Here is a 20,833-nt window from a genome sequence, read left to right as displayed (position 1 = left end):
ACCTGAGAAGCAATGATTTGTTAAAATATTGTCCGCTGAGCACGGACATGCCTTTTTTGCATTCGCTCGCATTTGTTTTCAGGCCCGCTCCACAGTGTTGCCTTTCCAGATGTAATCGAATTTTTAAAGGCAAAATTTGTATCGATTTAATATGCCAGCATTAGACTGTATAATTTGGTTTCAGATATTTATATGGTCCTGGATTGCCATTTTAATCTGATCTGCATACCATTGGTAGACATCGTTGTTGAAGTGGTAAGGAAACTCGCGGAATGTTTCGTCTGTGTTTAAACAAGTATTTTGCAGTACTACGGAATCGCCTATCTTAAAGGAGAAGAAGTTGTCATGGCTGTCAGCTATTTCGTTGATATATTGAAAAATTAGTTGCCCTCTATTTTTGAAAACCGGTCGAACGTCGAGTGTGGTCGGAAAGTGCAAATAAACTATTGGCACGTTGGGATAGTGTTTTTTAAGTTTGGTAAAAAATGCTTTGTAATAAAAGGGCAATTCGTCTAATTCCAGAAGACCATCACAGTGGAATGTGGAAGAAAAAACCTTCTGGTGGTTTACGTCATTGTAATTGCATAAAAAACACCATCGGTTCTTTTTGTGGACAAAAAGCTGGTCTGTCAGTTCGGAAAAAGAATCTAAAATGATGAGGTTGGGCTTTTTGTGCCTCCAAAAATCATGACGTTGTTGGTAGATGAGGGATAATATGTCCTTGCGCTCTAAATATTTCTCAACAGTGCCGATCTTCGGTTTAATACGATGGTTTTCAGCCAGTTTAAGTAGGTAATCGACGCGCGATTTCTGAAAATTTAGACAAGATCTATCCCAGCCGATCATCCGTATTACATCTAAGCCCATGCAGGCGCAGCGTGATAATACCCGGAAGGAGCTGAAGTTATAAAGCAGCATTTTGCGGTAATAGTATAAAGGTATTGCGGCATTATGTTGAAGGGTTCCTCTGTTTTTCATCAGGCTGCGCCTTATGCCAATACTTGGTTATGGCCTCATAAGTTTACGCGCGGACATGCCGCAAGGCAAACCAACTACCAGGCGAAATAGCGATAATAATCGAACCTGGCCCCAATTTGGCCTCGCTTTATGCGCAATCATTCCCGAGGCCAGGAGCATAATAATTGTTGTGGCTCATATTGCTTTGAGGCGCTGCTTCACCGCGCTCAGCATGTCCATGGACTTGGAGTAGCAGAAGCGCACCTGGTTTTGGCCGCGCCCTCGGCTGGCATAAAAAGAAGTGCCCGGCACGGTGGCCACCCCGGTCTCGTGGATCAGCTTGGTGGCAAAGTCAAAGTCGTCCCCCGCTCCCAGCCGCCCGGCCAGGGGCTCCACCTCGGTCAGGATGTAGTAGGCCCCCTTGGGCTTGAAGGCCTTGAAGCCCACCGCGATCAGTACCTCATAGAGGAAGTCGCGAGCCACCTGATACTTGCCGGCCAGTCCCTGGTAATAGGACTCCGGCAGGTCCATGGCCTTGACTCCCGCCATTTGCAGGGGGGTGGGCGCGCCCACGGTGAGGAAGTCGTGCACCTTCCTTATACGCTGGGTTATCTCCGGGGCGGCGATGGCCCAACCCACCCGCCAGCCGGTGGCCGAGTAGCTCTTGGAGAGCGAGTTGACCGTGATGGTGCGGGCCTCCATGCCGGGCAGGGAGGCCAGGGAAATGTGCTGGGCGTCCTCGTAGACGATGTGTTCGTACACCTCGTCGGTGATGGCGTAGGTGTCCCACTTCTCGCAGAGCCCGGCGATGTACTCCAGCTCCTGGAGACTGAACACCTTGCCGGTGGGGTTGTTGGGGGTGTTGATCACGATGGCCTTGGTGCGCTCATTGAAAGCGGCGGCCAGCTCGTCGGGGTCGTAGCTCCATTCCGGCGCATGCAGGGTCACGTAGCGGGGGGTGGCCCCGGAGAGGATGGAGTCGGGGCCGTAGTTCTCGTAAAAGGGCTCGAAAATCACGATCTCGTCGCCCGGGTTGATCAGGGCCTTGAGGCTGGCGATCATGGCCTCGGTGGCCCCACAGGTCACGGTGATGTCCGTGGCCGGGTCGCAGGTGATGTGGTTAAAACGGGCCACCTTGCGGGCGATGGCCTCGCGCAGGGGCTCTTCCCCGAAGGTCACCGGGTACTGGTTGAAGCCCTGGTCCATGGCGTCCTTGGCCGCCTGAACCACCTCGGCCGGGGGGTCGAAGTCCGGGAATCCCTGGGACAGGTTGTAGCCGCCCGCCTTGTCGCAGATGCGGGTCATCTCGCGTATCACCGACTCGCTGAAACGCTCGGTGATCATGGAAAGCTGTTTCATGGCCGCGCCCTCCCTAGGCCCCGTAGAACTTCTGCACCGTGGCGATGATGTAGTCGATCTCCTCCTGCTCCAAGTCCGGGTGCATGGGCAGGGAGCAGACTTCGGCGCTCAGGGCCTCGGTCTCCGGGAAGTCGCCGTCCTTGAGCCCCAACCCCTCGTGCTTGTAGTAGGGCTTGCGGAACTGGGTGAGCACCTCCACCCCGTTGGCCTTGAGGAACTCGGAGAATTCGTTGCCCTGCTTGGAGCGCAGGGTGTAGTTCTGATAAACGTGGTCCCGCCGGGGGTCGTCATAGTGGGGCAGGAGCAGGTCGGGCAAACCGCCCAAGGCCAGGCGATAGGCCTCGGCGATCTCTTTGCGCCGCTCGATCCAGGCGGGCAGGTGCCGGAGCTTCACGTCCAAAAAGGCGGCCTGTAGGTTGTCCAGCAGGCATGTAAAGCCGTGGCCGTGATACTCGCCGCTCTGGCGGTCCTCGCCGTTGTAGCGCATGCGCGTGGCGAATAACGCCACCTCGGGATCGTCGGTGGTAATGGCCCCGCCGTCGCCATAGCCGCCCAGGATCTTGAAGGGGTAGAAGCTCCAGCAGCCGGTGAGGCCCCAGGAACCGGCTTGCTTGCGGTTCATGGAAGTGCCCAGGCTTTGGCAGGCGTCCTCCACCACGGTCAGGCCGTGCTTCTCGGCGAGGGCCATCACCGCTTCCATGTCGGCCATATAGCCGCTCAGGTGCACCGGGATGATGCCCTTGGTGGCCGGGGTGATCGCCGCCTCGATGAGCCCGGGGTCAATGTTGAAGTCCTTGCCCACGTCCACCAGCACCGGGGTGGCCCCCACGTTGACCACCGCCGAGGTGGTGGCCACAAAGGTATGGGCCGGCACGATCACCTCGTCGCCGGACCCGATTCCCGCTGCCCGCAGCGACATGTGCAGGGCATCGTAGCCGCTGTTGAGGCCCACGGCGTACTTGGTGCCCACGAAGTCGGCCAGGTTCTTTTCGAAACTGTCCAGCTGGCCCCGCGCGATCAGGTCTCCCTTGGACATGACCTCGAAGTAGGCCGCGTCGATCTCGTCCTTGATGTTGCGGTAGTTCCGCGCCGGGTCCACGAAACGCACCTTGTATGACATTGGCTTGACTCCTTAGAGGCCGGGTCTGGGGCGGATGGGCCGCGGGCCGGGCCGATGGCTAACCTGATTTATCGGGGCGGGCTCAGCTCTGGCTTTGCACTAGCTGGCGCACCGCCTGGGCCACATCGCCGGCGACGGGGTAATAGGCCTTTTCCAGGGGCCCGCTGGCCGGGGCGGGCAGATCGGGCAGGGCCAGGCGGCGCACCGGGGCCTTGAGCCCGGCGCAGCCCTCTTCGGCCACCAGAGCGGCCACCTCGGCCGAGGCCCCGAAGCTCTGCCAGCCCGGGTCGCACACCAGCAGGCGGCCGGTCTTGTTCACCGAGGCCAGCACCGCCGCGCGGTCCATGGGCTTTACGCTGCGCAGGTCCAGCACCTCGGCGGAGATTCCTTCGGCGGCCAGTTCCTCCGCCGCCTGCAAGGCCAGGTGGGTCATGTAGGACAGAGCCGTGATGGTCACGTCGCTGCCCTCGCGGCGTACCGCCGCCCGGCCCAGGGGCACCGCGTAGGGCTCGGCCGGCACCTCGCCCTCGATGCCGTGCAGCCAGCGGTCGTCGATGAACACCACCGGGTTGTCGTCTTGTATGGCCGCGATCATCAGCCCCTTGGCGTCGTGGGGTGAGGCGGGCATCACCACCTTGAGCCCCGGCACGTGGGCAAAGGTGGCGTGCAGGGCCTGGGAGTGCTGGGCCGCCTGCTCGCCGCCCCGATTGATGATGCCCCACACCACCACCGGCGCGCTGAGCCGCCCGCCGTTCATGTAGTACCAGTTGGCCGCCTGGTTGATGATGGGGTCAAAGGCGTAGAACATGAAGTCCATGCGCGGGTGCACCACGATGGGGCGCATCCCGGCCAGGGCCGTGCCCACCCCGGCCCCGGTCACCGCGTTCTCCGACACCGGCGTGTCGATGACCCGGTCGGGGCCGAAACGGTCCAAAAGGCCGTTGGCCGCGTTGCCCACGTACCAGGGGCTCTTGACCCCCTGGCCCATCAGGAACACCGAATCGTCGGCCTCCATCATTTGATGCAGCGCCTGATTGATGGCCATTACGTAAGTCAGGGTAGGCATCGCGAGACTCCCGGCAAGCGGCCGCGGCTAATCATGTTTGAACAGATGAGCGGCGAGCTCTTCCGCCGGGGGATGAGGGCTCTGGGCGGCGAAGGCGTGGGCCGCCTCCACCTCCCGTCCCACCTCGCCACGCATCCGGGCAAGCTCCTCGTCGCTGGCCGCCCCTTCAGCCACCAGGCGCGCCTCGAAGGTGGTGATGGGGTCGTTCTCCCGCCAACGCGCCAACTCCTCCGGGGGGCGGATGTCGGTGTGGGTGCCCTGGATGTTGTCGTCCGGGCCCACGTGCCCCCGCAGGCGGTAGGTGCTGGCCTCGATGAACACCGGCCCCCGCCCCTCGCGGCAGGCGGCCACCGCCTCCTGGGCCACGGCCAGCACGGCCAGCACGTCGTTGCCCTCCACGCACACGCTCTCCATGCCAAAGGGCCGCGCGATATCGCTGAGGGCGCAGGCCGGGCGGCAGTCACCGATGGGCATGTGGGTGGCGTAGAGGTTGTTCTCGCAGACGAAGAGCATGGGCAGGTGCATCAGGGCCGCGAAGTTCAGCGACTCGTAGAGCACCCCCTCGCCGGTGGCCCCGTCGCCGAAGAAGCTCACCGCCACCCGCTGGTCGCCGCGTATCTTGCCGGCCAAGGCGGCACCCAGAGCCAGGGAGATGGTGCCCGAGACGATGGGCGCGGACCCCAGCATGCCCACCGAGGGGTCGATGAGGTGCATGGAGCCCCCCCGCCCCCGGGAGCAGCCGCCCTCTTTGCCGAAGACCTCGGCCACCAGGGCCTCCATCCGGCCCCCCTTGGCCAAAAAGTGGCCGTGGGAGCGATGGTTGCCCATCACGTAATCGTCCTGCCGCAAAGCGGCGCACACCCCCACCGCCACCGCCTCCTGCCCGGAACACAGGTGCACCGGGCAGCGTATGGAGCCGTCCAGGATGGGCTCCACCAGGCTTTCTTCGCACAGGCGAATGGCGAGCATGCGCCGATGGAGGTCCAGCAATAGATCCCTGGGGTATTGCATCACGTATAGTCGGTCTTTGCCTGGCGCGCTTGTCATGTCCGGTAACCTGCGACGGCCCCCATAGGTGCCCCCAATGTTTGGACAAGTTGGCGGAGTTGTTAGGGCGGATGGCGTTGGTCGTTCGCACGCCGCCGCCCCTATTATTCCCTCGATTGGCTAGCCCTAGTATGCCTGTCCGTCGTCCTGACGTCCAGGCTGGAGTGGGGCCAGCCCTGGCTGCAGTAATTTAAACCACAACGCTGGTTAAAAAGGCGTGAGGGGAGGTACTTTCATCCTTGCGAGGCACCCAAGTTGCTCTTAGAGCAGTAAGGCCTAACGCTATTTGAGCGGGGCAGGTAATCTTTTAGACTAACATTATCTGGTGGTGGCCCTAAGACTCCAATCCGCCCTTAGGGGCGGAGTTGCATGGAGGCAAGTCGGATCATTTGTCTAATCCCAGAATATCGGCGCAAACAATAGATGGCCTGGGTGGAAAGCTTTAAACTTTTCTCAACAAAGCAATTGTAGTACCACGTATATGCATTATCTTCAGGCCTTTCTTTGATGCGGTTTTTCTAACCGCACGGGTGACGCCAGACCACCAAGCGGTATGGCGATAGTCATGCCATCCAATATGGCCTCCTTGCTTACACATTTTTAAAGCTTCATTTGTATCAAACATCACATATTCGAAATCATGACACGCATCCACCCAAACAAAATCACATTTATCATAATACGGCGTATAGTTGTAAGACATAGAATCAGAATGAACCTGACGGATCTTACTGGCTTCCGCTGAACTGTAAAAAGCTGACCCTATGTCATGAGCAACCATTTCCCGGGGCAAGTCCAAGGTGGTTATTTTTGCGTCGGAGGATGTTAGCTGAGCAAACATGCGGGTAGTTCTTCCAACGTGTGTCCCGAATTCAAAAATACGATTAGGTTTAATAGTTTTTACCAAGAAGGCGAGAGTATTTATTTCGTTGATATTATTTGTAACGCCTGGCTGTGCTTTAGAATATATTGTGACGTTTAGCTCGTCCGGTAAGTCCGTTTTAAATATTTCTGACATTGTCGTAGTTTTGAGCACTCTATCGTCGGTGGTTAGGTCTAAATTGTCCAGCACTGAATGAACGAATTTCTGGCAGCCTTTTGGGTCGAAAAAAGCAGACAATGTCATTCTATAAAGCACTGTTGGTAATACAGCGAGATATGTTTCAATTAAGTGAAGAATTGCCCCAATTTTTCCGCCGGCAAATGACATCTGCTCTTACCTCCTGGACATACGGCCAGTTGTTCTATGCGGCCGCTCTAAACTGCGGGTTTATTGATGGATAATCATAAACAAAAGTGGGTTCTTTGGCCTCGCCTTTGGCATCTGCCTGCTGGAAGGTCAACTTGCCGTATTCCTGTAGTAAATGCCGGATGACTTATGCAAGTAGGGATTTGGATAGACTTCCGATCCTCCCTTCATGCTGGTTAGGAGCGTGCATAATAATATGCTTGTGGATCTGTATGAGTCTAGGGCGATCTGTTTTGGAAGCGCCAAGCGCGCTATCCCAGCGAAACAGAGTTATGAGAGCGGAGGGCACAAGTTCGATCCTTGTAATCTGCTTAAACAATCCCCCCGAGGACAAGAGGAGCGGCCCCCGGTATCTGGCTGGTGCAGAAACGGCCCATCAAGGACAGGCCGCCCCTGCTGCCGGCCTAGCCCCCGGCCACGGTCTTGAGGGTGGCCAGGATGATGGCCAGGTCAACCCCCAGCGAGTGATTCCGGGCGTAATCCAACTGCAACTCCAACTTGCGAGGCTGGATAAGGAGTTTGTAGGCCTGGTGAGGGTCGTCCATGCCCGCTGCCTGCACGATCTCGTCCTCGTGGCGGAAATCGATGGAGGCCCAGTCGGTCATGCCCGGCCGCACCAGGAAGATGTCGTCCCACTCCGGGCCGTACTCCTCCACTTCCGAGAGCACCTCGGGGCGCGGCCCCACCAAAGACATCTCTCCCAGCAGCACGTTAACCAACTGCGGCACCTCGTCGATCTTGTAGCGCCGCATGATGTGGCCCACCGGGGTGATGCGGTTGTCGCGCAAGGAGGTGGTGGGCCCGCCGATCTGGTCGGCGTTCTGCACCATGGTACGGAACTTGTTGATGCGGAAAGGCCGCTTGTGGCGGCCCATGCGCAAGGGGCGGTACAGCACCGGCCCCCGGTCGTGCAGGTAAATGGACAGCGACACGATGGCCAGCAGGGGCGAAAGGGCGATGAGCCCGGCCAGGGAGCCTGCGATGTCCATGAGCCGCTTTAGTCTGCCGCCGCCGTGGGCCGGGGCCTTGGAGGCCCCGATTGGGGTGAAGGGCGCCTGAGGCAGGTCAAAGGCCGCGCCCTTGCCGGCGGCCACGTAGATAATCTTGTAGCTGGTCTCCGGGGACTGACCGCTCAGGGGCGCGGGCGGATCGTAGGGTATCTCGGCGCTGGAGAAGTCCTGGGGCAAGGGCACCAGTTCACCGAAGAAAATGCGCTTGAGCCAGGCGCGGGAGCGCAGGCTGCCAGGGATCAGGTTGAGGGTGTTGGCCCCCTTCTTGAGCAGGGAGATGACCGCTTCGCGGGTTCCGGTGGCTTCGGTGGGAAAGGCCCCCCACATCTTATGCCAGGCAAAGGGCCCTTCCAGCAGTTCGCCCAGCTCGCGGGCGGAGTAGTACTTTTTGGACAAAGGCGAGGGGTGGAAGCTGTCCCATTCGCAGTTGACCGTGCCGATCAATAAAATCCCGTCGTCGGACAGCAGGCGGCAGGCTTCCCGCACAAAGAGACCAGGGTCATCTAGATAGTAGAGAGCTTCGAAAAGGATCACTACATCGAAGCTGCCATCGGCATAAGGCAACACCTCCGCGCGGGCCTCATCCAGGCGAATTTCCGCTTCACCGTGGCATATCTGCCTCGCTCGGTCCAAATTCGTCTGATCCACATCACAGCCATAGGTACATCCCGCGGACTTGGCAAGGTACTTGAGCCCTATGCCGGTACCACAGGCTACTTCCAAGACCCGGTTGCCGTTAATCCAGGAACAGGCAAAGTGGTAGCGATGATAGAGCCTTTGCAGCTGTTCGGATGAAGCCTTGTCGCCAGGAGCCTCGGTCAGCTTATGATATTTAGTACTTGTGTCTTGCACTAATTTTTCTCCATATCATCTTGCGTGGTTGGGGAGAAATAAAATTTATAGACTACCAGCATACAAACATATAACGTAACATCTATTTGAATTTTAACCCGAATCAGTTACTAAATTCATTCTTCAATATTTTTTGATGCAATTTTTAAATATAAAACTGTCATTATTATTATCAAGGCGCCGCGTATTAATTCAGTGATAATTTGGCTGAGATTAAAATTGATCCCAACAAACCAAACAAAAAGTATAGGGTAACAAGCCGTGGTAGCCAAGCCAACTCGGCTGGATCTGTATAAAATAAAATTAAACAGCAAGCAAATAAATAAAAATCCGATCGCGCCTAAAAAAACTCCAAGAAAATTCAAGTTTACGTATAGCTCGGCCAAAGTGCCAAGTGGGTTAACACCACTATCCAACGGCATTACCGTCTTGGTAATCAAGTGTGTTCTGGATAAGTCTGGTTTGTCTTTCCAAATATAGCGAGGTACTAATGCGAACAATACGTCTATAAAAGTATCGCCGTACATATAATCTATACGCTGAGGCACTGAAGACATTACTGCACTTGCCGAGCGAGCGTCATAGAGTCTTTTCATTACTTGGCTGGACATAATTTCCACCCGGGACAACAACCCGGAGTCAACGCTCCTCTGCCTCCATTCATAGCTTGATACTAATTCAACAATATCACTGGCATTGAGATACCTTTTATTCCAAGCAATCTGACTTGCATAGGGGCCGACTTGACCCAAGATAGCAATTATTAATATAATAAATACAATTGCAGCCGCCATTATTTTTTTATTAAACCTATTGTACTTTAATCTGACTATTATCATCGCCCTAAGGGTGTATGTTAATATCTCATATCTATGTAAGGTAAACATCTGTAACAATCCGTCGCTCATCAGCAGGGCGAATCCAATTTTTTGTTTAAATTTATTGCCAAATAATATCAATATTGCATAAAACGCAGGATATACATATATAATATTGCCTAGCAAATAGGCCAAATCCTTTGACCCCATGAATGTGGCCATTTCTCTATCAAGCCGTGATTGCCGACCTATTGATATAAGATAAATCCTCCACATAAAGCCGATTACTATGAATGCCACCCCCAAATAGCTCCACTTATTCAGCTTGATTTTTTCCTGAATATTGTGCGGCTGTAGGTGCTTGTCCCCGCGTTTTTTGCTTAAGGCAGCACGAATAAAAAATGGAATGGAAAACACTGTTGCCGCGATCATCACCAGCAAAATACCCCCATAATATGGCGGGAAAATGCTCCGCCATGGGACAACTTGCCAGTACAAGCTTGGCACAATGTAGAAAGCAAGAATGCCAATAGATACTAAGCTAATTGGGGAAAAAATGCCTAATAAATCATCGCGTTCTTTGTAAAGGATAAAAACCCATAATAAACTAGCCATTAAACCCAGCGATATGGTATAGCCATTATACATTTTGCGCCTTTTCAGCATTTAGGAATGAAGCGGCTGGGCCCGATCTGGTTGTTTGGCGGTTGGTGTTCATGGTATGCCCAATAATGTTAAACATTGTTTCGAAATATTTCTTCTATATAGGTCGCGTATTCTTCATAAATTAAGTTAGCATTGCATGTGTTGCGGAAGGCAGCCAAGTTTTCATTAACCATTTTGTCATGTAGGCTCTCATTTTCCACCAGATACTGTATTGCATTATAGAGATCTTGTTTGTCGTTAGCTTTATAATTGATGCCAATTTGATTTTCAGTTATTATTTCAGCGATCTCTCCTTTTAAAGAAGAAATAATAGGGAGGTTATTTACTGCATATTCGAAAAATTTGTTGGGGAGGCTTTGGGGGGCATAATCATGATATGGCATCAAGCCAGCATAACTTTTGCTAAGCACATATTTGATTTCATCATGATTAATCCAACCCGTCAACAAAACATTTGGCGACCTTATTGAATTATTTACTTTGTCGTAGTTTTCCCCGGTGCCGGCCAATACGAAAACAACATCTGTTTGGCGCTGCTCGTGAAACCTTGCGCCAACATCTACCATCGTTATCAAATCATATGAAAAGCCAAAAGTTCCGACAAAAACTATTAATTTTTTACTGGAATTGCCATCAATTAATTGGCGTAACTCATCCGAAATATTTTCATCTTTATAAAGTTTGCCGCCGCTGTTAATATCGCTATTTGCGTATCCTAAATAATAAACTCTGTCCATTTTATTTCTTGCCCTGTCAATTTTATGCAAAGCCCAGTTTAGATATGTTTCAGAAACAGCAGCCAGTGTTGATGCGTTACGCATTGCATATTTTGTGCACTTTTGCTCACTAAAAAGTATTATGTTGGCAATAATCTCAAAAATTTTGTTTTTGCTTGTAATAAAGATATCGGGCCACTTGTCTCTGATGTCCACGATTATTGGGACGCTATTATTTTTGGCATATTTTGTGGCCATATATGCCAATCGATGGCAAGGTATAAATGAAATGATAATGTCTGGCCGTTCACAGCGTTGAGCGAATTTGTAAAACTTGTTGGCTATTAATCGATGATGTATGTATCTTTTAATCGACCTGTTACCGCCATATCCACAGCCATGAATCATTTTTATAGTTAACCTGCTATTTATTTCAATGTCAGTATCTTTATCGTAAATAAATTTTTTTAATTGATGATTAAATGTGCTTGCCCACCATACTACATTATGGCCTCGGCTAGTTAAGACATCTGCTAAATATCCCGCACGCATTTTGCGAGTGTCATCTTCTAGTGGAAGGATTTCACTTGCCTCTAACAACCAAACAAGCATCCAAGCCCCCATATAACAGAGGTCACCCAGTCCAGCTTGGGCCAAAAAGGAAGATCAGGCCCATCCGAAGATCCTCCCGCCGGAGTTTTGGCCATTCTGCGCCGGGCGAATTCCCGAGGCGAAGGGCCTCGCAGGGAGATGCGGGGCTGGATTCCATGTTTCTGATCCTCAGGTTCAAATCTTAATTCTGACCTCCTGTAAAGGCAAGAAACAATTCAACTTAGAGTATTCATAGATAAAATTGCCCTCAAAGTCATCAAATGAGAAAGATGGTCGTGAATTTGTCTGGCAAAACGATGAGTACAATAATTACTTGGGATAAGCGCTGAAAAGGCCAGATTGCGATTTCAGAGCGGTATCTAGGCGCGCCTTCCTAAATTATGTGTGATTATGATTATATTTATCAAGCACTTAAAATGATTGTAGACGGTAGTTCTTGGCTAGTATTAATAGCGAAGATATCCAGAGAAATGTTTCAATCGAAGCCATGCGCCACCCATAACGGTCATCTTATCGGGCGTCCAAGACAAGGGCCTTATGCCAACTCTAGTTGGGACGGCACGCAAAGAGCCTTATGCAGAAGGGGAAGGTTAATGCGCCGCCAGGGAAAACGGTCATTATGTTATATGATATCAATAAAATACATAAAATAAAGCCGTCGGGGTTGGTGTTCATTACAATTAGACCAATGCGGTTATAATCTCTTTGTATTCAAGTGGAAATGGCAGTAAGGACTGTATGGGCAATCTCAAGTGCCCGCCTGGCAAATATTTAGGGAATGCCAATCGAACTTACTCTGTGGCTAAACCTGTGATATTCGCAGCCGATAAGCTGTGGCGTGGCTCCGTTGAAACTCAGGCGGTCCGCTAGGTAAATTGCTTATAGTTTATATATTTCAACAGCTTAAGGCGACGAAGGCATAAGACTACGTTGATGTATATCTTTTTGCGCTGGCAAAAAGAATGCAAACGTAACCTCTTCCTGTTGTATACTCACACGACTTATGTATCATAACAGGCGGATAGTTGAGCGTTTGAGAGAGAAGATGTTTTGTCCAGATGAGGACCGCAAGGCTTACAGTTCAACACATTTATTCCCCTAATCCTTCTGTTTGGTTGTATGGTTGCAGCCAGTAGGTGTTATTTTAAATTGGATTTGGACAAACGCTCACTGGTGACCGGCATCACCGGTCAAGACGGGGCCTACCTGGCCGAGCTTCTCCTGCCCAAAGGTTACGAGGTTTGGGGCATCATCCGCCGCTCCAGCTCTTTCAGCACCGGCCGCATCGATCATCTGTATCATCCGCCTCAGGCCGAGGGCGCCCATCTGCGCCTGGTCTACGGCGACCTCGCCGACGCCTCGAGCATCAACCAGATTTTGATGAAGGTGCAACCCACCGAGATCTACAACCTAGGGGCCCAGAGCCACGTCAAGGTGAGCTTTGATGTTCCCGAGCACACCTGCGACACCGGCGCCACGGGCGAGACCCACAGCGTGCGGGACTTCGTGGAGGCGGCCTCCGGCTACGTGGGCCTGGACTGGCACGACTACGTGGAGATCGACCCGCGCTACTTCCGCCCGGCCGAGGTGGAGTATTTGAAGGGCGATCCGGACAAGGCCAAACGCCAGCTGGGCTGGGAGCCCAAGGTGAGCTTCGATGAGCTGGTGAGGATGATGGTGGATTCGGATATGCAAGAGTTGGAAAAAGGATAGCCGCCCGTGAGTTTTTGGTCCGCGCGCAGGGTTATGGTCGGCGGAGGTTATAGTGCGCTGTCTTTACAACAATGGGGTTTGAGTGCTTTTGTCGATGATAAAATAACCAAACCTCATTAGCTACACGGCAACGTTGGTCTTTGTTGTGATGAGTTGACAAAGGTGACCTATTCGGGAATGGTGCCGATGGGTATCTTACAGAGAATTTACCGAAAAGCTTATAGATCGTTGGCTAATAAAAAACGATCACTTATTAGTGTGTCTAACAATCAAGCATACCCGCACGTTTGTATGAGGGCAGCATTTAATTATCGTTGCTTTAACAAGTTTAGGCGCAATCCTATCTATAATGAGATATTGGAACACGTGTCAAAAGAATTAGGAAAAGAATATATCGCAGAAATTAGAAAAAGCCAATATTTGTGGGACAAGTTGCCATTGTTTAAGATGAACGATGAATATGGCGGTCCTGTCCTGTGCCGCTATCCAGAGGTGGGAAACGTATCGCCCACCACTCTTCGCTATATTAAGGTTCTCGGTGATTTAATAAAATATTTCAGTCAGCTAGATGGAATAAGTATATGCGAAATCGGGGTCGGATATGGTGGACAATGTCGGGTAATAAATGCTTATGCGAGGCCTTTTAAATATACTTTGGTTGACATTAAACCAGCCTTGCTATTAGCTCAGAGATACCTTGACAATTTTATAATGCATTCCAGCATTAGCTACCTAACCATGAATGAGCTTGAGGTTTCCAGTTACGATTTGGTCGTCAGCAATTATGCTTTTACTGAATTAAATAGGGAAATTCAGGATGTCTATATAGAAAAGATAATAAAAAACGCCAGGGCTGGGTACATAACTTATAACGAATCGCCGTCTGAATATAATTGTTACTCTTGGCAGGAGCTCTTGGAGATGATACCAGCTGCAAAAAGATTTGAAGAAATTCCACGATCCCATCCAACAAATTGCGTTATAATTTGGGGTAATCAGCAATAAATTTATTTGATAATTGCAGAATATTTAAATGAATAAATTGTATGGCCAGAAGCAAATGTTGGCGTAGTTAAGGAAATAAACGTGGAGAAAGGATAGCCGCCCGTGAGCTTTTGGTCCGCGCGCAGGGTTATGGTTACCGGGGGGGCCGGTTTTCTGGGCACCCATTTGGTGAAAAAGCTGAAGGAGCGGGGCTGCGAGAACATCTTCGTGCCCCGCAGCAAGGACTACGACCTGGTGAGTGCCGAGGGCATCGCCCGGGCCTACGACGCCTGCGAGCCGGACCTGGTGATCCACCTGGCCGCCGTGGTGGGGGGCATTGGGGCCAACATGGCCCAGCCGGGCCGCTTCTTTTACGACAACCTGATGATGGGCGTGCAGCTCATCGAGCAGGCGCGCCTCAGGGGCGTGGAGAAGTTCGTGGCCCTGGGCACCATCTGCGCCTACCCCAAGTTCACCCCGGTGCCTTTCCACGAAGAGGACATCTGGAACGGCTATCCCGAGGAGACCAACGCGCCCTACGGCCTGGCCAAGAAGATGCTCTTGGTGCAGAGCCAGGCCTACCGCCAGCAGTACGGCTTTGACTCCATCTTCCTGTTGCCCGTGAACCTCTACGGCCCGGGCGACAACTTCAACCCCCAGAGCAGCCACGTGATCCCGGCGCTCATCAAAAAGTGCTTCGACGCCATGGAGGCGGGCGCGGACCATATCGAGGTGTGGGGCACCGGCCAGGCCACCCGGGAGTTCCTCTACGTGGAGGACGCGGCCGAAGGCATCGCCCTGGCCAGCGAGCGCTACGACAAGTCCGACCCGGTGAACCTGGGCTGCGACATGGAAATCTCCATCAAGGACCTAGTGGAGCTGATCACCAAGCTCACCGGCTTCACGGGCGAGATACGCTGGGACTCATCCAAGCCCGACGGCCAGCCCCGCCGCCGCCTGAACGTGGAGCGGGCCAAGGAAGAGTTTGGCTTCACCGCCCGGGTGGGCTTCGAGGAAGGCCTCAAGAACACCATCGAGTGGTATCGTCGACAGCGATCCTGTTGATATGAGAAGCGATCTTATGGAAGTCGAAGAAGCGGGCAAAATAATGTCACCGGGCATGGCCGCCCGGGGCAGGTCGATGGCAGTTGGCAACGGGGCTCGGTCGCATACGCCCAGCATTTGTTAACCAAGCTGGTGGATCTCACCCTGTTCGGATGCAGTCAATGAGCAAGCAACCCATAGACCTGGGCAAGCTCAAGCTCTCGGACCTGGACATGCGGCCCTCCAAGGTGGCGGCCGACATGCTGGGCAAGCCCTGGCAAGCCGGGGGCAGCTTGAACCAGTTCGTGGCCTCCCTGCCCAAGGTGCTGGCCGCTGACGATCTGCGCGCCGCCGCCGGGGCGGTGATCGCCGCCCGCAAGGCGGACAAGCCGGTGATGCTGGCCATGGGGGCCCACGTGATCAAGGTGGGCCTGAGCCCGTTGATCATAGACGCCATGGAGCGGGGCATCGTCACCGGCCTGGCCTTCAACGGGGCCGGAGTGGTGCACGACACCGAGATGGCCCTGGCCGGACGCACCAGCGAGGACGTGGCCGAGGCCCTGGCCGACGGCAGCTTCGGCACCGCCCGCCAGACCGGGGAGTTCATCAACGGGGCCATCGCCGCCGACCCCGGGGCCGGGCTGGGCCTGGCTGTGGGGCGGGCCTTGCAGGAAGCCAACCCCAACTGCGTTTCGGTCTCGCTTTTGGCCGCGGCGGCCCGGTTGGGCCTGCCGGCCACGGTGCACGTGTCCATCGGCGCGGACATCATCCACATGCATCCCAGCTTCGACGGCGCGGCCACCGGCCAGGCCAGTCACGTGGACTTCCGCCGCTTCACGGCCCAGGTGGCCGAGCTCAAGGGCGGGGTGCTGTTCAACGTGGGCTCGGCGGTGATGCTGCCTGAGGTGTTCTTAAAGGCCCTTTCGGCCGCGCGCAACCTGGGCAACGAGGTCAAGGACTTCACCACCGTGAACCTGGACATGATCCGCCACTACCGGCCCATGACCAACGTGGTCACCCGCCCGGTGCTCACCGGCGGCCGGGGTATCAGCATCACCGGGCACCACGAGATTAACCTACCGCTGCTCCTGGCCATGGTCATAGAAGACCGAGGTATAAAAGAAATGCGTGCTAATCTACCCCGTTAGTAAGAGATTGATATGAGTCGCAAGGTTAATTCGTGAAAACAATATCCTAAGATGACTGAACCTAGCTTTAGAGCTAGATGTAAATATTAATTTTAATGGATGCCAGCAATGAATAGCTTCATCACATGTATTTGACAATAGCGGCGCTAAAACCAATTTTTGTTGCTTTGGGATAGCCAAAGTGGCATAATACCCAAGAATTATTGGTAATATCCTAGGAGATATCGTAATGAGCAGGGTAATAGTTTGTGGAGGTGATGGTTATCTCGGATGGCCGACATCTCTTTATTTGTCTAATAATGGTTATGATGTGGCTATAATTGATAACCTGTCAAGGCGCAAGATTGATATCGATTTAAATTGTTCATCACTAACACCAATTGCCTCAATAGAAGAGAGATTGAATGCGTGGTCGAGTGCCACTGGAAAATCAATACAATTCTTAAATATTGATATAGCTTGCGAATTCGAACTTTTATTATTTTTTATTAAAGAATTTAAACCAGATGCTATTATTCATTTTGCAGAACAGCGGTCTGCTCCGTTCTCTATGAAGTCATCCAAAACTAAAATTTATACGATTAATAACAACCTTAATGCTACGAATAATATACTTTGCTCTATAGTGGATTCCGGTTACGATATTCATCTGGTTCATTTGGGTACGATGGGTGTATATGGTTATGGTTCGATTGGAACTACTATCCCTGAAGGTTATTTAACGGTGTTCATAGAAGGGGACGATAAAAATCAATTTAAAAAGAGTATTATATATCCGCCGGACCCAGGCAGTGTCTATCATACATCAAAGACAATGGATGCCCTTTTGTTTTCTTTTTACAATAAAAACGATGGAATAAGGGTCACAGATTTACATCAAGGCGTTGTATGGGGGACCAATATAAAGGAGACTAGTTTAGACCCAAGACTCGTTAATCGATTCGATTATGATGGTGACTACGGCACAGTTTTGAACAGATTTTTAATTGAAGCGGCCGTTAAGTTTCCTCTAACTGTCCACGGAAAAGGTGGCCAGACTCGTGCCTTTATTAATATTAATGACACGGTAAAGTGTATTAAATTGGCCCTAGAAAATCCATCGGATAGGGGTGATAAGGTAAAAATATTCAATCAGGTTACTGAGGTGCATACGGTAAATGATTTAGCTTTGAAAGTGGCAAAATTAACTGGCGCGGAGATCAAGTACTTTGTAAATCCTAGGAAGGAAGCAAAAGAAAATACGCTTAAAGTATGCAATGATAATTTGATAAATCTTGGATTAGATCCAATAACGCTTAACGATGGGTTAATGGAGGAAATATATGAAATAGCTGACAAGTACAAAGAACGATGCGATAAATCTAAAATTATTTGTAGATCAACTTGGGTAAGAGAAATTGAAGTGGACGAAATAGGATATGATGAGCCAATTGATTAAATCTGTTTGGCTTGATACTTATAATGGCTATTGATTCGGCAAAACGGATCGTAGTTTTTAGGCCAGGCACCTTTGGAGACACCTTAACGGCATTGCCACTATTATTTTATGTTTGCCATAAGTATCCGAATTGCTCTATAGAATACATATCAGAAAAACATCAAAATGATAATATAATAACTCCGGAAATAGTATTTAGTCTTGTCGATTTAAATATAAATGTCCATTACTTTGAGGCCCATGATCCGCCAAAGTTGATATATAATAAATTGAAACAAAGTCTAAAACCACGCGTTGGTGATTTATTCCTATATGCTAGTTATCAAAAAAAATCGATAAAGTCGATTCTGCGCGATTATGTTTTTTTTAAGTTATTAGGTTACTATCGATGCGCAGGTTTTATCGGGCACTTGGTTCAATTATATAATGATAAAAAATGTACAATATATTCTAAAGAATATGACAGGTTGTTTAGTGTGTTTCGATTTATAAATGTCAGTGCTGATAAATCAAATTGTGTTAAATTTATTATTGATAGTGATGGGGCAAATGATTTTTGGGGGAGAAATGGTTTGCGCGATAGGTTTGTAATTGCTGTGTGTTTAGGCAGCAAAATGCAGTCAAAAAGATGGTCAGTGAATAATTATTTTGAGGTGTTTCGCAGAATTAAAGATAAATTCCCAAATGTAATTTATTTAGTAGTAGGTGGACGTGACGAAAAAAAAGCTGCGGAGAAATTAAGGGATTATTTGGGAAATAACAATGTATTTGAAGTTACAGGATCAAGCTTAGATTTTGTAAGCAGTACTATGTCTAAATGTAGTTTATATATTGGCAATGATACTGGTCCAATGCATTTGGCTTCTCTTCATGGAGTCCCTTGTATAACATTATTTGCCAGTAGGGATTTAAAAGGCAGGTGGTTTCCGTATGGCGAAAAAAACATAAATTTATTCCCGTCCGTTCCGTGTGCCGGATGTATGTTGGACACATGTTATGTAAATCCCTCCCTATGCTTAGCTCAGATAGACATTGACGATGTGGTAGAGTCAGCAAAAAAGATGATTTCGGATCTAATGGGAGGAGAAAAATAATGTGTGGTATAGCCGGTGTATTTGGCCAGACAGCCAAAAAACCAGAAGCGATGACAGAAAGCCTCGAGCGCACATTATATGTATTACGACATCGGGGGCCGGATGCCACGGGAATATATCTGTCACCCAATTCTAAAGCCGGATTAGCAAGCTGCAGGCTCTCGATAAGAGATTTAAGCCCAAATGGTAATATGCCGATGGGGAACAGTGATAACAAGATATGGATTGTACATAATGGTGAGATTTATAACGCGAATGAATTGAGGTCAACGTTACAATCTGCCGGTTACCGCTTTAAAAGTAATTCAGATACTGAAGTCATCTTGGCAGGCTATGAGTACTGGGGGCCCGGAGTTGTTAATCGTCTGCGAGGAATGTTCGCCTTTGCCATTTATGATGAGGGCATACATGATAATGATGGCAAGCTAATATTAGCTAGAGATAAATTTGGCATTAAGCCTTTATATTATACAATTAACAATGAAGCTTTGTGTTTTTCTTCTGAAATTAAAGGTATTTTTGAGTTGAATGACAGTTCGAATAGAGTAAGGCCGGAAAGTTTTTTAAATTTTCTTGCTTTTGGTTCGGTTTCTTGCCCTTGGACTATTTATGAAACAGTACAGCAGATAGAGCCAGCAACTTATTCCGTAGTTAGACTGAATGATAGAGTAACTATGGAAACGGTTAGTTATTGGCAATTCCCAAATAAACTGAATAGAATTGTTGGTAACAGGAAAAATGTAATAAGTGCCGTAAGAGAAAAAGTCGAGGAGGCTGTAAAATTAAATTGTATAAGTGATGCTCCAATAGGGAGCTTTTTAAGTGGTGGTATTGACTCTAGTATCGTGTCTTCAGTGATGCAAAAAAATTTAAGCATACCGATAAACACCTGTTCTTTAAAATTTGATGATAAAAAATATTCAGAGGACAAATACTCAAAGGAGTTGGCTAATAAAATTGGCTCCAAGCACCATGAATATATTGTATCAGGTAAGGAGGTGGTGGATAAGATTGAAGATATACTTTATTATTTGGACCAGCCTTCTATAGATGGTGTAAATTCCTATTTTGTTTCAAAGGTAGCAAAAGATACGGGCCTAACGGTATCTTTGAGTGGGCTAGGGGGTGATGAGCTGTTTGGGGGATATGCTAATGTGTTCAGAGATATACCCATATTATTATCTATGCTTGGTGTATTTTCAAAAATTCCTTACGGCATGCCATTAGTAAGAAATATAATTTGGAAATATTTTAATCCAAATCGTTGGGGTAAGTTCCTTGATTCTATAAAAGGAGAAATTAATTTTTCGTCTTTGTATTTAGCGAGGAGAGGATTATTTTCAAAAGAGCAAGTAGGTAATATATTAAGCTACGATATTAATGAAAAGGCTGGCTATGACTTTAAAAAATATATAAGAAAGCCAAGAAATATCGATTTTGATAATGTTAAAAATAATCAAGATGCTTTTCTCGTTTGCAGTATTGCCGATTTGCTAAATTTTACATGCAACCAATTGTTGCGAGATACAGACGTGATGAGTATGGCCCACTCTCTCGAGGTGAGAGTGCCTTTGTTAGACGATCAGCTTGTTGAATACGTTTTAACGTTGCCTTGCCACTATAAGCATGCGTTCATAAAAAAGAAAAAATTATTGATCGATTCATTTCCGGACTTATTGCCTGATAAAATAAAAAACCGTGTAGTAAAAAAGGGTTTTGTAATGCCGATGGATTCTTGGATGAGGAATGAATTGTATGAATTTGTAGAAACCATGATCATGGAAGCAGACCGTTACATTTTTAATAAAAAAAGCTTGAATGAATTATGGTCAAATTTTATTGCTGGCAATGTTCATTGGTCGAGAATATGGGCTGTTGTTGTCGTTAGCTATTATGTAAATAAGAAGTTTGTCACTTTCTAGGTGGGTGTCGAGCGAAGT

General features: G+C 49.8%; 16 protein-coding genes. 7 read left to right on the top strand and 9 right to left on the bottom strand.

What is annotated here, in order from left to right; translation table 11 throughout:
• Nucleotides 1-180: 180 nt before the first annotated feature.
• From KQH53_11690 to KQH53_11650, 9 genes are all read right to left on the bottom strand, one after another.
• A complete protein-coding gene (locus KQH53_11690) occupies nucleotides 181-978 on the bottom strand; it encodes a hypothetical protein (GenBank protein MCB2227330.1) in 798 nt (265 codons plus the stop codon).
• A 174-nt stretch (nucleotides 979-1,152) separates the two neighbouring features.
• On the bottom strand, nucleotides 1,153-2,316 hold the full coding sequence (locus KQH53_11685) for an aminotransferase class I/II-fold pyridoxal phosphate-dependent enzyme (GenBank protein MCB2227329.1): 1,164 nt from the start codon (nucleotides 2,314-2,316) through the stop codon (nucleotides 1,153-1,155).
• A 13-nt stretch (nucleotides 2,317-2,329) separates the two neighbouring features.
• The gene (locus tag KQH53_11680; protein ID MCB2227328.1) at nucleotides 2,330-3,436 is read right to left on the bottom strand and encodes a DegT/DnrJ/EryC1/StrS family aminotransferase; all 1,107 of its coding nucleotides are present in this window, start codon (nucleotides 3,434-3,436) and stop codon (nucleotides 2,330-2,332) included.
• Nucleotides 3,437-3,518: 82 nt separating this feature from the next.
• Entirely contained in the window at nucleotides 3,519-4,502 is a 984-nt protein-coding gene (locus KQH53_11675; GenBank protein MCB2227327.1) for a hypothetical protein, read from the bottom strand.
• A gap of 27 nt (nucleotides 4,503-4,529) precedes the next feature.
• Entirely contained in the window at nucleotides 4,530-5,549 is a 1,020-nt protein-coding gene (locus tag KQH53_11670; protein ID MCB2227326.1) for a thiamine pyrophosphate-dependent dehydrogenase E1 component subunit alpha, read from the bottom strand.
• Nucleotides 5,550-5,991: 442 nt separating this feature from the next.
• Nucleotides 5,992-6,759, bottom strand: coding sequence for a class I SAM-dependent methyltransferase (locus KQH53_11665; GenBank protein ID MCB2227325.1), 768 nt, complete (start codon nucleotides 6,757-6,759; stop codon nucleotides 5,992-5,994).
• Nucleotides 6,760-7,202: 443 nt separating this feature from the next.
• Nucleotides 7,203-8,660, bottom strand: a complete 1,458-nt coding sequence (locus KQH53_11660; protein MCB2227324.1) for a sugar transferase — start codon at nucleotides 8,658-8,660, stop codon at nucleotides 7,203-7,205.
• A 116-nt stretch (nucleotides 8,661-8,776) separates the two neighbouring features.
• A complete protein-coding gene (locus tag KQH53_11655) occupies nucleotides 8,777-10,126 on the bottom strand; it encodes a hypothetical protein (GenBank protein ID MCB2227323.1) in 1,350 nt (449 codons plus the stop codon).
• A gap of 86 nt (nucleotides 10,127-10,212) precedes the next feature.
• Complete coding sequence (locus KQH53_11650; GenBank protein ID MCB2227322.1) at nucleotides 10,213-11,472, bottom strand: glycosyltransferase; 1,260 nt, start codon at nucleotides 11,470-11,472, stop codon at nucleotides 10,213-10,215.
• 1,119 nt (nucleotides 11,473-12,591) lie between these two features.
• On the opposite strand from KQH53_11650, the gene KQH53_11645 reads away from it, so the two are divergent.
• The 7 genes from KQH53_11645 (at nucleotide 12,592) to asnB (ending at nucleotide 20,815) form a co-directional block, all read left to right on the top strand.
• Nucleotides 12,592-13,185, top strand: a complete 594-nt coding sequence (locus KQH53_11645) for a GDP-mannose 4,6-dehydratase (GenBank protein MCB2227321.1) — start codon at nucleotides 12,592-12,594, stop codon at nucleotides 13,183-13,185.
• Between the two features lie 366 nt (nucleotides 13,186-13,551).
• A complete protein-coding gene (locus KQH53_11640; GenBank protein ID MCB2227320.1) occupies nucleotides 13,552-14,190 on the top strand; it encodes a putative sugar O-methyltransferase in 639 nt (212 codons plus the stop codon).
• A gap of 102 nt (nucleotides 14,191-14,292) precedes the next feature.
• Nucleotides 14,293-15,234 carry a GDP-L-fucose synthase gene (locus KQH53_11635; protein MCB2227319.1) on the top strand — a complete coding sequence of 314 codons (942 nt, stop codon included), beginning with the start codon at nucleotides 14,293-14,295 and terminating at the stop codon, nucleotides 15,232-15,234.
• A gap of 161 nt (nucleotides 15,235-15,395) precedes the next feature.
• Nucleotides 15,396-16,361, top strand: coding sequence for a hypothetical protein (locus tag KQH53_11630; GenBank protein MCB2227318.1), 966 nt, complete (start codon nucleotides 15,396-15,398; stop codon nucleotides 16,359-16,361).
• Nucleotides 16,362-16,590: 229 nt separating this feature from the next.
• A complete protein-coding gene (locus KQH53_11625) occupies nucleotides 16,591-17,799 on the top strand; it encodes an NAD-dependent epimerase/dehydratase family protein (protein MCB2227317.1) in 1,209 nt (402 codons plus the stop codon).
• A gap of 23 nt (nucleotides 17,800-17,822) precedes the next feature.
• Nucleotides 17,823-18,893, top strand: coding sequence for a hypothetical protein (locus KQH53_11620; GenBank protein MCB2227316.1), 1,071 nt, complete (start codon nucleotides 17,823-17,825; stop codon nucleotides 18,891-18,893).
• Nucleotides 18,893-20,815 (top strand): asparagine synthase (glutamine-hydrolyzing), encoded by a 1,923-nt coding sequence (gene asnB / locus KQH53_11615; GenBank protein MCB2227315.1) that lies wholly within the window; start codon nucleotides 18,893-18,895, stop codon nucleotides 20,813-20,815. The genes KQH53_11620 and asnB overlap by 1 nt, the downstream gene beginning before the upstream one ends.
• Nucleotides 20,816-20,833: the final 18 nt, after the last annotated feature.

Source organism: Desulfarculaceae bacterium, from assembly GCA_020444545.1.
GTDB lineage: Bacteria > Desulfobacterota > Desulfarculia > Desulfarculales > Desulfarculaceae > Desulfoferula.
This window is presented reverse-complemented; position numbering and strand designations above follow the sequence as displayed.

What these genes read in the sequence shown, in the direction of transcription:
- KQH53_11690 (MCB2227330.1), bottom strand. Translation starts at nt 978, where the DNA reads ATGAAAAACAGAGGAACCCTTCAACATAATGCCGCAATACCTTTATAC.
- KQH53_11685 (MCB2227329.1), bottom strand. Translation starts at nt 2,316, where the DNA reads ATGAAACAGCTTTCCATGATCACCGAGCGTTTCAGCGAGTCGGTGATA.
- KQH53_11680 (MCB2227328.1), bottom strand. Translation starts at nt 3,436, where the DNA reads ATGTCATACAAGGTGCGTTTCGTGGACCCGGCGCGGAACTACCGCAAC.
- KQH53_11675 (MCB2227327.1), bottom strand. Translation starts at nt 4,502, where the DNA reads ATGCCTACCCTGACTTACGTAATGGCCATCAATCAGGCGCTGCATCAA.
- KQH53_11670 (MCB2227326.1), bottom strand. Translation starts at nt 5,549, where the DNA reads ATGACAAGCGCGCCAGGCAAAGACCGACTATACGTGATGCAATACCCC.
- KQH53_11665 (MCB2227325.1), bottom strand. Translation starts at nt 6,759, where the DNA reads ATGTCATTTGCCGGCGGAAAAATTGGGGCAATTCTTCACTTAATTGAA.
- KQH53_11655 (MCB2227323.1), bottom strand. Translation starts at nt 10,126, where the DNA reads ATGTATAATGGCTATACCATATCGCTGGGTTTAATGGCTAGTTTATTA.
- KQH53_11650 (MCB2227322.1), bottom strand. Translation starts at nt 11,472, where the DNA reads ATGCTTGTTTGGTTGTTAGAGGCAAGTGAAATCCTTCCACTAGAAGAT.
- KQH53_11645 (MCB2227321.1), top strand. Translation starts at nt 12,592, where the DNA reads ATGGTTGCAGCCAGTAGGTGTTATTTTAAATTGGATTTGGACAAACGC.
- KQH53_11630 (MCB2227318.1), top strand. Translation starts at nt 15,396, where the DNA reads ATGAGCAAGCAACCCATAGACCTGGGCAAGCTCAAGCTCTCGGACCTG.
- KQH53_11625 (MCB2227317.1), top strand. Translation starts at nt 16,591, where the DNA reads ATGAGCAGGGTAATAGTTTGTGGAGGTGATGGTTATCTCGGATGGCCG.
- KQH53_11620 (MCB2227316.1), top strand. Translation starts at nt 17,823, where the DNA reads ATGGCTATTGATTCGGCAAAACGGATCGTAGTTTTTAGGCCAGGCACC.
- asnB (MCB2227315.1), top strand. Translation starts at nt 18,893, where the DNA reads ATGTGTGGTATAGCCGGTGTATTTGGCCAGACAGCCAAAAAACCAGAA.